At 38.8% G+C, this 13,466-nt stretch carries 10 protein-coding genes; 2 read left to right on the top strand and 8 right to left on the bottom strand.

The window, feature by feature from the left end; translation table 11 throughout:
* Positions 1-2: 2 nt before the first annotated feature.
* Both CCK98_RS01825 and CCK98_RS01820 read right to left on the bottom strand, forming a co-directional pair.
* Positions 3-806 carry an ABC transporter permease gene (locus CCK98_RS01825; protein ID WP_088085038.1) on the bottom strand — a complete coding sequence of 268 codons (804 nt, stop codon included), beginning with the start codon at positions 804-806 and terminating at the stop codon, positions 3-5.
* On the bottom strand, positions 803-1,780 hold the full coding sequence (locus CCK98_RS01820; protein ID WP_088085037.1) for an ATP-binding cassette domain-containing protein: 978 nt from the start codon (positions 1,778-1,780) through the stop codon (positions 803-805). Before CCK98_RS01820 ends, CCK98_RS01825 begins: the two co-directional genes overlap by 4 nt.
* 372 nt (positions 1,781-2,152) lie before the next feature.
* On the opposite strand from CCK98_RS01820, the gene CCK98_RS01815 reads away from it, so the two are divergent.
* Both CCK98_RS01815 and CCK98_RS01810 read left to right on the top strand, forming a co-directional pair.
* Positions 2,153-2,659 carry a CcdC protein domain-containing protein gene (locus CCK98_RS01815; protein WP_373408476.1) on the top strand — a complete coding sequence of 169 codons (507 nt, stop codon included), beginning with the start codon at positions 2,153-2,155 and terminating at the stop codon, positions 2,657-2,659.
* Positions 2,660-2,863: 204 nt separating this feature from the next.
* Positions 2,864-4,114: an ATP-binding protein gene (locus tag CCK98_RS01810; protein WP_088085036.1), complete on the top strand. Its 1,251-nt coding sequence runs from the start codon at positions 2,864-2,866 to the stop codon at positions 4,112-4,114.
* A 106-nt stretch (positions 4,115-4,220) separates the two neighbouring features.
* Here the strand turns inward: CCK98_RS01810 and CCK98_RS01805 are convergent, their stop codons facing one another.
* From CCK98_RS01805 to glmM, 6 genes are all read right to left on the bottom strand, one after another.
* Entirely contained in the window at positions 4,221-5,378 is a 1,158-nt protein-coding gene (locus CCK98_RS01805; RefSeq protein ID WP_088085035.1) for a mannitol-1-phosphate 5-dehydrogenase, read from the bottom strand.
* Position 5,379: 1 nt separating this feature from the next.
* Positions 5,380-5,817 carry a PTS sugar transporter subunit IIA gene (locus CCK98_RS01800; RefSeq protein WP_088085034.1) on the bottom strand — a complete coding sequence of 146 codons (438 nt, stop codon included), beginning with the start codon at positions 5,815-5,817 and terminating at the stop codon, positions 5,380-5,382.
* A 2-nt stretch (positions 5,818-5,819) separates the two neighbouring features.
* Positions 5,820-7,943, bottom strand: a complete 2,124-nt coding sequence (locus tag CCK98_RS01795) for a BglG family transcription antiterminator (RefSeq protein WP_088085033.1) — start codon at positions 7,941-7,943, stop codon at positions 5,820-5,822.
* 239 nt (positions 7,944-8,182) lie between these two features.
* Positions 8,183-9,598, bottom strand: a complete 1,416-nt coding sequence (locus tag CCK98_RS01790) for a PTS mannitol transporter subunit IICB (RefSeq protein WP_088085032.1) — start codon at positions 9,596-9,598, stop codon at positions 8,183-8,185.
* A 209-nt stretch (positions 9,599-9,807) separates the two neighbouring features.
* On the bottom strand, positions 9,808-11,610 hold the full coding sequence (gene glmS, locus CCK98_RS01785; protein WP_088085031.1) for a glutamine--fructose-6-phosphate transaminase (isomerizing): 1,803 nt from the start codon (positions 11,608-11,610) through the stop codon (positions 9,808-9,810).
* Between the two features lie 465 nt (positions 11,611-12,075).
* Positions 12,076-13,428, bottom strand: a complete 1,353-nt coding sequence (gene glmM, locus CCK98_RS01780; protein WP_088085030.1) for a phosphoglucosamine mutase — start codon at positions 13,426-13,428, stop codon at positions 12,076-12,078.
* Between the last annotated feature and the right edge of the window lie 38 nt (positions 13,429-13,466).

Genomic DNA, 13,466 nt, shown 5'->3' with positions numbered 1-13,466 from the left:
GGTTAACCTCCTTGGACGACAACTTTCTTCAATACTCTATTTAGTGCCGACCTCCCTAGCCAGACAAGACCCACAATATAAATCAATTGGATGATGATACCGATGATAGCGTCATGCGGTGGGATATGTTCTGAGTAAACCCTGAACGGGAAATCCGCCGTCCAGCGAAACGGCAGGACATTAGCTATTTTTTGAAGCCAGTCCGGCATAAGCGGTACAGGAATGATTAATCCAGCAAAAAATTCGCCGAGGACACCAAATATTAATAGCGATCCCATTGGGGACAAGGTCACAAATACGGATATATATAAGAACATCGAGATCGCTACTAAGAGAAGTAATCCTAGTAGTAATGAGCATGTGAATAATAGAAATGCAGGTAAACTTGGCGGCAGTGTCATCTTGTATGGTTTTGGCAAGAAGAATGAAACAATTAGAATCGGAAAGCAGCGCAAGAAGGCACTGGACAGCCGCTGCGCCAGAAGCTTGGCATACCAATAACCATAGAGCTCACATGGCCGGCATAGTTCGTAAGCAATATTACCACTTGTTATCAAATCAAATAGCTCGTTATCGCGAAACCAGACGGTAACGAACACAAGAAAGGCCTGTTGCAGCCAAATGTAGGTGATTAATTCCTTTAAGGAAATAGGAGGAGTTTTCGTTGCAAATTCGTAAAATGCTTCAAATACCATAATTGAGATAAAACCCCAGAAAAATTGAGTAGCTACTCCTGCCAATGCGGCAGTCCGGTACTGCATGCCAATGTTTAACCGCAGCTTCAAAACAGATAGATACACTCTCATATTCGGTACTCCTTATAAAGCTGGAGTATCGTTTCCTCAATCGGTTGGGATTCAATCGAAACATCAATCAACTCAAGCTTATCGGACAACTGAGTAATGATTTCCGATGTTTTAACCTGCTCCGTATTAATGCTGAGGATGACCCGTTCCGGCGACCATGAAAGCACGTTTGCATGTGGGATCTCGATGGGATTTACATTTTTGCGGAAATCAGCAGTGATTGTTTTCTGGGAACCAAATTGTTTTCTTAATTCCTCTAAACTGCCGTCGTACAATAAGCTCCCCTTTCCGATTAAAAGAACCCTGCCAGCCAACGCTTCGATATCATTCATATCGTGCGTGGTCAGGATGACGGTGACTCCCTTTTCCTTGTTGATCGTTTTGATGAATTGGCGGACAGCTATTTTAGAAGCAGCATCAAGGCCGATGGTTGGTTCGTCTAAAAATAAGATGTTCGGATTATGTAGGAGAGAAGCTGCTATTTCACAGCGCATTCGCTGCCCTAAGCTTAATTGTCGGACGGGTGAATTGATTATGTTTTTCAGTTCTAGCGTTTCGATGAGTAGATTAATCGTAGTTTGATATTCTTTCTGGGGAACCTTGTAGATGTCTTTTAAGAGTTCGAAGGAATCCATTACCGGAACATCCCACCATAGCTGTGAGCGCTGACCGAAAACAACTCCAATATTTTGGACATAATGCACCCGGTCTTTCCATGGTGTATAACCCATGATCGTGCAATTCCCGGTGTCAGGCACCAAGATCCCGCTCATAATTTTTATTGTGGTGGACTTCCCCGCTCCATTCGGACCTATGTAACCGACTATTTCTCCTGGTTTAATAGAAAAAGAGAGATCCTTTAGAGCGTCAACAACCGTATGTTTTCGATAAAAAAGAGACTTCGCAGCCTGACGAAAGCCTGTCTGTCTCTGGGCTACCTTGAAAGATTTGCTAATCCCTTGTAGATGAATCAACCGTTATCCCCTCCTGATCTATCCTGAGTCACAGAGGAAAATAATAACATTTTATATTAATTGTTGTCAATAATTTTCTGAATAATAAAATAACCATTTTTTTGTAATGTTAACAAAATATACATTCAATGAAATTCTCAATCCTCTCGACCAACTAAAACGAGCTGAATCTTTGTTCCACCAATTGCTCCTTAAACATGGTTTTCATTTCCCCACTGAAGCAAAGGTTGTTTTTATCAACCCCGAGGATCATGAACAATCTCATACTAAAAAGCATGAAATTTCCCACTACCTTACATAGGTTATTTTCCCTTATGATAACAATACAATAAATATATTATTTATATGTCTTCCGAAAGGGATTGAAGCAAATTGAAAATAATCATGATTATGGTAATTGTCCTCGTCATTTTTGGTCTTGTACTTTTTTTCAAAATGAAGGGAAGAAAGGGTCCAATCAAAAGGGGCGGTTTCGGTATTATCTCTCCTGTTTTATTTGTATTGGTCATGTTTTCGTTTAGTATCAGTCAGTTGTTGCACATTCCAGGTGAGCCCTTTCATCTGCCCGCCTTTTGGGAAATGCTGATTGCCGGTCTACTCGGCACATTGTTTGGAGCGATTATGCTAACTCAAACATCATATGAGATCCGCGAAGATGGATTGATTTATTCAAAGCCAAATAAAACGTTTAAGTATGTAATCATCGCCATCATTGTCATTCGCATCGCGTTAAGTCAGTATTTCAAAAGTATGGATTACATCGAGTTTACAGTGCTAACGATGACAATGGCATTTCTGTATATCTGCGTTTGGCGAATTGGAAGCTATATTAAATTTCGCAAATTACATGCAGGCAATCGACCAGCGGAAACTAGATGATCGTAATATAAAAGCTCTTCTTTCTACTTTTTACAGAGAGAGGGGCTTTTTTTGTACGAACACTTCATTTTCGGTTAGAGTGGGTTACATGCCTTACAGATTTGAGGTATTATTCATAGTAGATGTTTTTGTGCGTAAAGTTTATCGGCCCGCAGGGAAGGATAAATGTGGAAGCATATCATTTATGATTTTGGAGGATGTTTCTTGATTACTCTAATCAAACCACTGTTAGTTAACATCACGATCTTATTATCTTTTACATTTAATGCTAACTTATTTTTTCCCTTTCAAACGAAAGTTCCTAATGCTTTAAAACAAAAAGTGATTTATGGTTTGATTGGTTCCTTAGGAACGCTTTTTTGTATGTTTTATCCAATTGAAACCTTGGGGGCAACCCATTTTGATTTAAGGATGAGCTCCATTCTGATCCTCACTCTGTATGGGGGTTGGTTACCTGGGGGCATCGTTTTAGTAAGTGCATGCCTTGTCCGCTATTTTTTCGGTGGAAAATTCCTAGCGATTGGCATCTTGGTATCCATTGTCGCCTTCTTATGCGGTCTTGCTTTCCGGAGATTTTTTCATAAATCACCTTCTAAGCTTGTGGCAGGAACAATGGTCGTTGTTTGCTATTTTATTATTTATATTACGATTCTATATTATAGTATCAATTTTTTAAGTCTATCTTTTTATTTGATTTACTTTATTGCCTTATATATTACGGTTATGGCCCTGATCTTTGTGATTGAAAACTTGATAAAAATTAATAAGCAATTTGAGGAAATGGTTTATCTTGATAAGTTAACGATGATTGGCCAGCTCACAGCTTCGATTGCGCATGAAATTAGAAATCCTCTCGCAACCATTAGAGGATTTATCCAATTTTTAAGTAAAGATACAAAAGATGAGCAATTTAAAAAATTCTCGCCTTTAATAATGGAAGAACTAGATCGAACCAACAGTATTATTACAAACTATTTGAAAGTCGCAAAGCCTGAACCTTTTCAATTGGCAATTGTTTCAATCGATGATGTGATGAATGATTGTGTTCAATTAATGAGGCCTCTTGCCTCCTACTCAAATGTCATTATTGATTATGAAAATAAAGAACCATTTTATGTAAATGGGGATGAAGCCCATTTAAAGCAAGCGATCATGAATGTGATCAAAAATGGGATTGAGTCCATATCAAATCAAGGGACCATTAAGATTGATTTAAATGCTGACCATTTCAAAAATGCTGTTGAAATTAGTATTAAAGACAACGGGAAAGGAATGACGCCCGAGCAGTTAAAACAGATAGGCTTGCCCTTTTATACTACAAAAACGAAAGGGACAGGACTTGGCAGTATGGTAACCAACAAAATCATCCGTGAATTGAACGGGTCAATTGAGTATGAAAGTGAAATTAATAAAGGGACCACTGTGAAAATTGTTTTCCCTTTAAGAAATAAATAATATTTGAGCCGAAGTAAAAAGACACCGTTCATATCAAATGAACGGTGTCAAAAGATCCCTGATTATTTATCACAAACAGTGTCTGGCGCTGTTCGTGTTTTTACTATTATTTTCCCGCATTCAATTGTTGGTATTGTTCAACAATCCCTGTAAACAAAATGGATGTTGCATCAAGTTCGGTATACTTCCCAATCGCGGCATCGATCCCTTGTTCACGAATCGTCGTTTGGACTTGTACGGCTTCCTCATCACTTTGAACGTCGTAAGAAAGCGCAGCTGCAATTCCTTTCAGAAGAAATGTCGGTTCGGTTCCGAACACTTCTGCATATTGCCTAGCAGGGCTAACGAGTCGATCATTTGGCCCTAGCTTGCGAATCGGCGAACGTCCGACTCTTGTTACTTCATCTACAATATAATCATTTGAGAAGCGCCCAATTATCTTTTGAATGTATTTGTTGTGCTCTTCTTCGTTGAAGCCGTATTTCTTTACTAAAAACGCTCCGCTTTCTTTCAGCGCACCTTCTACTAATTCACTTATTTCCTTATTCCCCATCGCACTATTAATTGTTTCCATTCCATAATGATAACCAAAATAAGCAGCCAAGGCATGACCTGTATTCACGGTGAATAACTTCCGTTCAATAAAAGGGATTAATTCCTGAACATATGTTATTCCCTTAACAGGCGGCTTTTCGCCAATAATCTTTGGCTCTTCGACCACCCACTCATAAAAAGGCTCAACTTTAACCATTAACTTATCTTCATTAACTTGATTCGGAACAATACGGTCAACTGCAGAATCTGGAAATCCAAAGCGCTCATCAAATAGGGAAATTTCATCCACAGTTAGTTTTTCATAAATCTTTTCTTTTAAAAAAGAAGTGCCGCCGATCATGTTTTCACACGCGATAATATTAAGAGGCTTATCTGTTCGTTCCATCCGCTTCCGTAAACCATCTGCCAGCAAATTCGCAATAAACGGTAAAATATTGGGACCGATTGCCGTCGTTACAAGATCCGCTTTAGCAATTGCCTCGATTACTTGTTCCGGGTTTAGCGCACTATTAATCGCCCTCACGTTTTTGATAACGACTTCCGCTTGCGTCGGTTCTGCAAGAACGACACGGTATTCATTCTTTTCATTAAGTAAGTCGACGATTTCACGATTTACGTCGACAAAACAAGTTTCGTATCCTGAATGATATAATAGATTCCCAATAAAGCCGCGGCCAATATTCCCGGCACCAAAGTGAATTGCGAGCATCTTAGTTCACCTCTTCAAAAATGGCTAAAATCTCATCAGCTGATTTTGCGGAAACTAATTTTTCAATATTTTCTTCTTCGGAGCAGACAATTGCAATACTAGATAGAATATCTAGGTGTTCATTATCTTTACCGGCGATTCCAATTAGCAGCTTGACGATATTCCCATTTCCAAAGTCAACTCCTTGAGGAACCTGAATGAAGGAAATACCTGATTCCATCACATACGCCTTCGAATCCTCCGTACCATGCGGAATGGCCACAAAATTCCCCATATACGTAGAAGTGAGTTCTTCTCTTTCAAGCATTTTTTCGATATAATCTGCAGCAACATATCCTTTGTCCACAAGAATGCTTCCCGTTAGCCTAATGGCTTCTTCCTTTGACCCCAATGATGCATTTAATAGAATATTTTCTTTTGCTAAAATTGCTTTTGACATATTTATACACTCCTTATTTTGTTTAATTTCTCCGTAAAAAATTGATTAAATCTTGCAGTTAGATAGGTTACTATTTCTTCCTTATCGTCCGATTGAAAGACGGAAATACTTTCTTCACTTTCTATTAGTAAGGAGCTAAGGTAGCTCAGGACTTCTAATGAACTCTCAGCTGTTTCCTCAGGAGATAACATTAATATGATTGACTTTATTTCCATTTCCTTCTGATCCATCCCTACAACCTCAATTGGATTTTGAGTGACATAGATTGTGAATGTTTGTGTGATTACATGTGCTGACCGCGCATGGAATAAAGCCATAGTCGTACCCGGAATACCTAAACCCCCGAGCTTTTCTCTTTCGAATATCGCATCGACAACCGCTTCAGTATTATTAATCTTTTTATTAGCTAATAATTCTTTGCATGCTCGTTTAATAATTGCTGTTACGTTCTCTTCGTCATTAATTTTTGTTAACTCAAATCCTTCCAAGATCGCAGCGATTGTCTGGGCATATCCCTGAATGCTTTGCATCTCTTCGATGAGCATCTTTGTATTTTTCTTACTAATTTTATCAATGAAAGGAACAGAAAATTTCATTTCCGACCCATTGATGATGATTTGTTCATTGATAAACGAGCGAATCTTCTCGATTTCATCTTTATATAAGATTGGACTAACTAAGATATAATCCAAGTGATAATCAGGAATCGGGATCGTAGAAATAATTAATTGATAGTTATCCGCTTTCATTTTTTTAAATTCCATGACTGATACATTTTGAATTTCCTTTAGCTCCGGGAACTCTTGTTGTAATCTCGTTGCCAGCATCTTTGATGTACCAATTCCACTAGAACAAATAACCAATGTTTTTAACTGAACGATATCCTTGTTCGCTAAGATGGCCGCACCAAAGTGCATGACGAGATAACCAATCTCCTCATCAGGAACATAAAACTCATGAAACACCTGTTCAACTGCTTGTTTGACAGTAGAAAATAACTCACCATAATCCCGCCTGATTTTTTCCAACAGTGGATTACTTATCCCCATCTTTTGTTTAATTCGATAGATGGCAGGCTTTAGATGCACAACCAGTCCTTCAAATAGGGAACGATTAGTTGTTAAGTCTAATCCCACTCGTTTTCCAACCATGTCGATTAAATTCCTCGATTTAATAGCTATTTGTAAACTGGAATCCTCGATTAAATATTCATTATCATGTCTGAGCTTTGCACCCTTTAAGTGCATGGTAATGTAAGCAATCTCTGCCTCTGGAATTTCAATTTGAAAAACTTGCTCCAATTGAGAAACAATTTTTCCAGCAAATTTATATTCCTTGGATGATTGTTGATTCTCCAGGTAAGACTGGTTGATCTTGATCCCTTCCCCTTTTTGGATCCGTTCCACCGCCAAGGCCAAATGAACAACCAAACCAATATAGGCACTATCAGCCATATTAAAAGGTAAATCCTGAATAGTTGATTCAACAATTTTTTCAACGGTGAGCAGTTTTTTCTTTTCTACTAGACCTAGAAGCCTTTCAGAAATCGTATTGATTTGCTGTGTTGACCGCTTTTGAATATTTTCTCTTGCAAGGGAAAGAATTTCTGATTCATCGAGGTACTCAGAAATTAGATTACTCATCGCTCTTCTTTTTGCACCTTCATCGCCTTCAATTTCAACCCCATAGCCTCTTCTTCTAATCAGAGCTAATCCAAACGTTTGTAATCTCTCTTCTAATTTCGTTAAATCAGCACTTACCGTTGCAATGGTGACATTTAAATCATTAGCAAGACCTAAAAGCTTTACCGGTCCATTCGATTCCAATAATGCACACAAAATGATCGTTTGTCTTTCATCAGGTGTATATTCGGTATGAAAAAGGTTAAACAAAAATAGTTCAAGTTCGCCTATTTTGTCCTTGCTTCCTGTAATTTGAACACCCACACCTGACTTTTTTTGTAAGGAAAGTTCATATTCTGTTAATATATCTTCAATATTCTTTAAATCTCGATGAACGGTCCTACCGCTCACCCCAATTTGATCTGCGAGGTCTTTAACGGTCATCTCGTCTGTTTCAGTTAACAAGATTTCAAGAATTTGTCTTTCTCTTGCGGAAATATACATGATCTCACTCCGTGTAAAGTATTTAAATCCTCGTCCCCCCATCATAGGATGTTGCCAATATTATAATGAATACTCACAATTCAATTTTAATCCTGCAATATCCTTTATACAACAAGAGGATAATCCGACTTAGTCATATGAATTGTTGACATGATTATAAAAGCGCAAGCACACGACAGGACTGGAGCACTTTGACACAATAAACAAAAACCTAGCACATTGGCTAGGCATTTGTTCTTTTATTTCTTTAGAGCTTCAACTAATTCATCATAGCGAGGACTATTTAAGAAATTTTCAACTGAAATATGGTTTGCATTTGGAAGCTTTGCTTTTGCACGATCGGTTAAATCCTTATGGGTTACGACTACATCTGCATCACTTGGTAAATTATTTATCGCTGTATTGATTACAGTGACATCGACACCAGCTTTTTTCATTTTATTTCTTAAAATGGATGCACCCATTGCACTAGACCCCATACCAGCATCACAAGCAAAGACAACTTTATTAACAGATTCTGAATTAATAGGTTTTTGACTAGCTAGAACTGAAGAAACAGAGCTTTTCTTGCCTTTCATTTCTTCCATCTTTACTGTTGCAGAAGTTAAATCCTCATCTGTTGCCTTACTAGTTTTCAAGATTAAGGCTGCAACCGCGAAGGAAACGGCTGTTGCTACTAACACCCCTGCCAATACTCCAAGGTAGTTTCCTTTCGGCGTCATCGCCATAAGAGCGAAGATACTACCTGGTGATGGAGCTGCGACTAGACCTGCATTGAAAAGATTAAATGTAAATACTCCACTCACACCACCAGCCATAGCAGCTAGAAGAAGCATAGGCTTCATTAAAATATATGGGAAGTAAATTTCATGAATACCACCTAAGAAGTGGATAATAACCGCACCTGGAGCCGTTTGTTTCGCTGCACCTTTGCCAAATAGCATAAAAGCTAGTAAGATCCCTAAACCAGGACCAGGGTTAGGTTCAAGTAAGAAAAGAATGGATTTTCCTGCTTTTGCTGCTTGTTCAATCCCTAATGGGCTTAAAATACCATGGTTGATCGCATTATTTAAAAATAGGACTTTTGCTGGTTCAATAAAGATGCTTGCTAATGGCAACATATTATGGTTGATAATAAATTGAACACCTGAAGCTAAAACCTTACTCAATGCTTCAACAACTGGTCCAACACCTTTATAGGCGATTAGCGTTAACACACCGCCAAGGATTCCGGCAGAAAAGTTATTCACAAGCATTTCAAATCCAGATTTGATTTTTCCATGAAGCATTTCATCAAATTTCTTAATGAGATATCCCCCGATAGGACCCATAATCATAGCTCCTAAAAACATCGGGATATCTGTTCCGACGATGACACCCATTGTTGCAGTCGCACCAACGACTCCACCACGGATGTCATAAATCATTTTACCACCGGTAAAACCAATTAATAGTGGCAGTAAGAACGTGATCATTGGCCCAACTAATTTAGCCAAATCTTCATTTGGTAACCAGCCAGTTGGAATAAATAACGCGGTTATTAGCCCCCATGCAATAAAGGCCCCGATATTTGGCATGACCATACCACTTAAATAACTACCGAATTTTTGTATTTTTACTTTTACATCTGATTTATCATTAACTTTTTCATTCATTATCTTTTTGTCCCCCTCTTTATCTAATATTGTTGAACTTTCTATCTTAAGAATAAAGCGTTTACAGAAACATTTCTATTTTTACAAAAATACAATTTGTCATTGTGATTGTTGACAACATTGATAATCCTTTAAAAGACAAAAAAAATCGAAGAAGAACCAGGGCCAGTTGCCTGATCTCTCTTCGATTTTGAAATCCTTATTTACGATTACTCAACCGTTACTGATTTAGCTAGATTACGCGGTTTATCAACGTCGCAATCACGGTGCAGAGCTGCGTAATAAGCAATTAATTGCATAGGTATGACAGAGATAAGTGGTGTTAATAATTCATGTACTTCCGGGATGACGAAGCTATCGTCGTCCATTTCTAATCCCTTCATTGAAATGATGCAAGTGTTTGCTCCACGAGCAGCAACCTCTTTCACATTTCCACGGATACTTAAGTTTACACTTTCTTGGGTGGCAAGTGCGAATACTGGTGTTCCTTCTTCAATTAATGCAATTGTGCCGTGCTTTAATTCCCCACCAGCAAAACCTTCTGCTTGAATATAAGAAATTTCCTTCAGCTTCAAGGCACCTTCTAAGACAACATAATAGTCAACACCACGGCCAATAAAGAAAGCATTACGTGTAACTGCTAAAAATTCTCTTGAAATGTGCTCAATTAATTCTTTTGAGTCACAAAGAACTTCCATCGCGTTTGCAATAATTCCAAGTTCATGGATTAGATCAAAATCTACACTGATATTTTGGCTCTTTGCTGTAACTTCAGCTAAAATGGCTAACACAGCAAGTTGTGCTGTATATGCTTTGGATGAAGCAACAGCAATTTCAGGACCCGCATGCAGCAAGAGTGTATAATCCGCTTCACGAGAAAGTGTTGAACCGGGAACATTGGTGATCGTTAACGTTGGATATCCCATTTCTTTTACTTTTACGAGAACTGCACGACTGTCAGCCGTTTCCCCACTTTGAGAAATGAAGATGAACAATGGATTCTTTGTTAGAAGCGGCATATTGTAGACAAATTCACTAGCAATATGGACTTCCACAGGAACTTTTGCAATCGTTTCAATGAACTGCTTTCCAACTAGACCGGCATGATAAGAAGTTCCAGCTGCAATAATATAGACACGATCAGAAGCATTCATCGCAGAAATGATTTCAGGGTCAATTGTTAATTCCCCTTGCTCATTTTGATAGGTTTGAATAATCTTCCGTAATACAAGCGGCTGTTCATCGATTTCTTTTAACATATAGTAAGGGTATGTGCCCTTTTCAATGTCACTTGCATCAAGTTCCGCTGTATATGGCTTACGGCTGATGATTTCCCCGTTAAGATTTTGTATAATGACTTCATCCTTTGAAACAAGAACGATTTCTTTGTCCACTAATTCTAGGTACTGATTCGTTACTTGAAGCATGGCCATCGCATCACTGGCAACTACATTAAAGTCGTCACCCAATCCAACTAAAAGAGGGCTTTTGTTTTTCGCAACATAAATGGTTTCATTGTCTTGTGCATCTAATAATGCAAGAGCATATGACCCATGTAATAACGTTAGTGTTTTACGGAATGCCTCTAAAACCACTAATCCTTCATTGACAAACAACTCAATCATCTGAACAATGACTTCCGTGTCAGTTTCACTTGTGAATTTGACATCTGCTAAATATTCACGCTTTAAAAGGTCATAGTTCTCGATTACCCCATTATGAACAAGTGTGAAACGTCCTGATGTACTTTGATGAGGATGGGAATTTATCTTGCTTGGTACCCCGTGTGTCGCCCAACGAGTATGGCCAATTCCGATATTTGCAGCAACATTTTCATCCACGATCTTACGTAAATCAGCAATCCGGCCTTTTTCTTTAAAAACATGAACTCCGTTCTCATTCTTTACAGCAATTCCGGCTGAATCATAGCCTCTATATTCGAGCTTTTCTAAGCCTTTTAATAAAATTTCTTTTGTATCATTATTTCCAATATATCCAACAATTCCACACATTTTCTTTTCCTCCCTGATATAGGGGGCAAGAATGCTTTGGAGGCTTATGCTTGCCCCCTTATCTCTGTTTTTTTAGGTATCTGTCTATACCTTTTGAACATTACTGTTAGTATGTGCATTTTCTTCTCTTTGTGCACAGAGTTGCCTCTGTGTTTTAAAGAAGAAATTTTCGGTTGTACACGTTCAACCGGGAGGTATCCGCCGAACATTCGATAAACCTCCTCCTCGTCAACTAACCCAACCACTTTGGGCAGTTCAGGCGCTTTTTAAAAAAAGTAACTCTCTCTTCAGCCCACCTTTCTAGATAAAATTGGTAAAAAAGTGCTTTATGAAGCAAAGCAACTTTATACTACACGATAAGGTTTGTTACGTCAACTGATACCTGAAATATATACATAACTAAACAATACATAATAAAATATGCATAAAGGAAGCAGTTCGTTCCTTTATGCATATATATGGGTTTTATTCTTCCTTTAATTCCATTTCTTCTTTTACTACTGCGACAATCCTGTTCACATAAGATTCACAAAGTTCTTCTGTCGGTGCCTCTGCCATGACGCGAACAAGCGGTTCCGTTCCTGATGGTCGGACAAGAATTCTTCCGTTTCCTGCCATTTCAGCTTCAACTTGCTCAATAACCTCTTTTACCTTTGCATTATCGGTTACATGATGTTTATCGGTTACTCTCACATTGACAAGCTTTTGTGGGAATTTTTTCATTTCACCAGCCAACTCAGAAAGAGGCTTCCCAGTTGCCTTCATAATATTGACTAATTGCAGGCCTGATAATAAACCGTCACCTGTGGTGTTATAGTCTAAGAAAATAATATGGCCTGATTGTTCGCCGCCCAGATTAAACCCATTTTTCTTCATTTCTTCGACAACATAACGGTCACCTACCGCTGTCGGTACACTATGGATCCCATGTGCCTCAAGTGCTTTATAGAAGCCTAAATTACTCATAACGGTTGATACAATCGTCCCATGCTTTAAGCGGCCTTGTTCTTTCAAATATTTGCCGCAAATGTACATGATTTGGTCCCCATCAACAATTGCTCCATTTTCATCAATCGCAATCAAACGGTCGCCATCACCGTCAAAGGAAAGACCTACATCAGCACCCTTTTCTTTGACTAAGGCTGCTAGTGCTTCAGGATGTGTTGAGCCCACTCCTGCATTGATATTTAAGCCATTGGGAGAGGCGCCCATTGTTGATAGGTCCGCATCTAAATCGGCAAATAAATGTGCCGCTAGAGACGACGTTGCCCCGTGTGCACAATCTAAGGCAATATGGATTCCTGTAAAATCTTCATCCACACTATTTTTCAAATATTGGAGATACTTTTGACCGCCCTCGAAATAATCCATGACTTGACCAAGTTCCGAACCCACTGGTCGAGGCAGTTGATCTTCTGGTAAATCGATGAGCGTCTCAATTTCTAATTCCTGCTCATCGGAGAGCTTAAAGCCGTCGGGACCAAAAAATTTAATGCCGTTATCAGCCACTGGATTATGAGAAGCAGAAATCATGACTCCTGCTTGGGCACCTAAAGCTTTGGTTAAATATGAAACACCTGGAGTAGATATAACTCCTAAACGCATAACTTCGGCTCCAATGGATAATAACCCCGCCACAAGGGCTCCTTCTAACATATGGCCAGATATACGCGTATCCCGTCCGATGAGTACTTTGGGACGGTCTTTATCCTTTGTTAAAACATATCCGCCATAGCGACCTAATTTAAAGGCCAACTCAGGTGTTAATTCGCTATTTGCTACTCCACGTACCCCGTCGGTCCCGAAATATTTTCCCATTTTAAAAATCTCTCCTTCAACATGTGTATTGCTAGATA

Origin of the sequence: Bacillus sp. OV166, assembly GCF_900177675.1 — a bacterium.
Taxonomy (GTDB): domain Bacteria; phylum Bacillota; class Bacilli; order Bacillales; family Cytobacillaceae; genus Neobacillus.
Note: the sequence above shows the minus strand (reverse complement) of the source record. Positions and strands in the feature narration are given on the sequence as shown.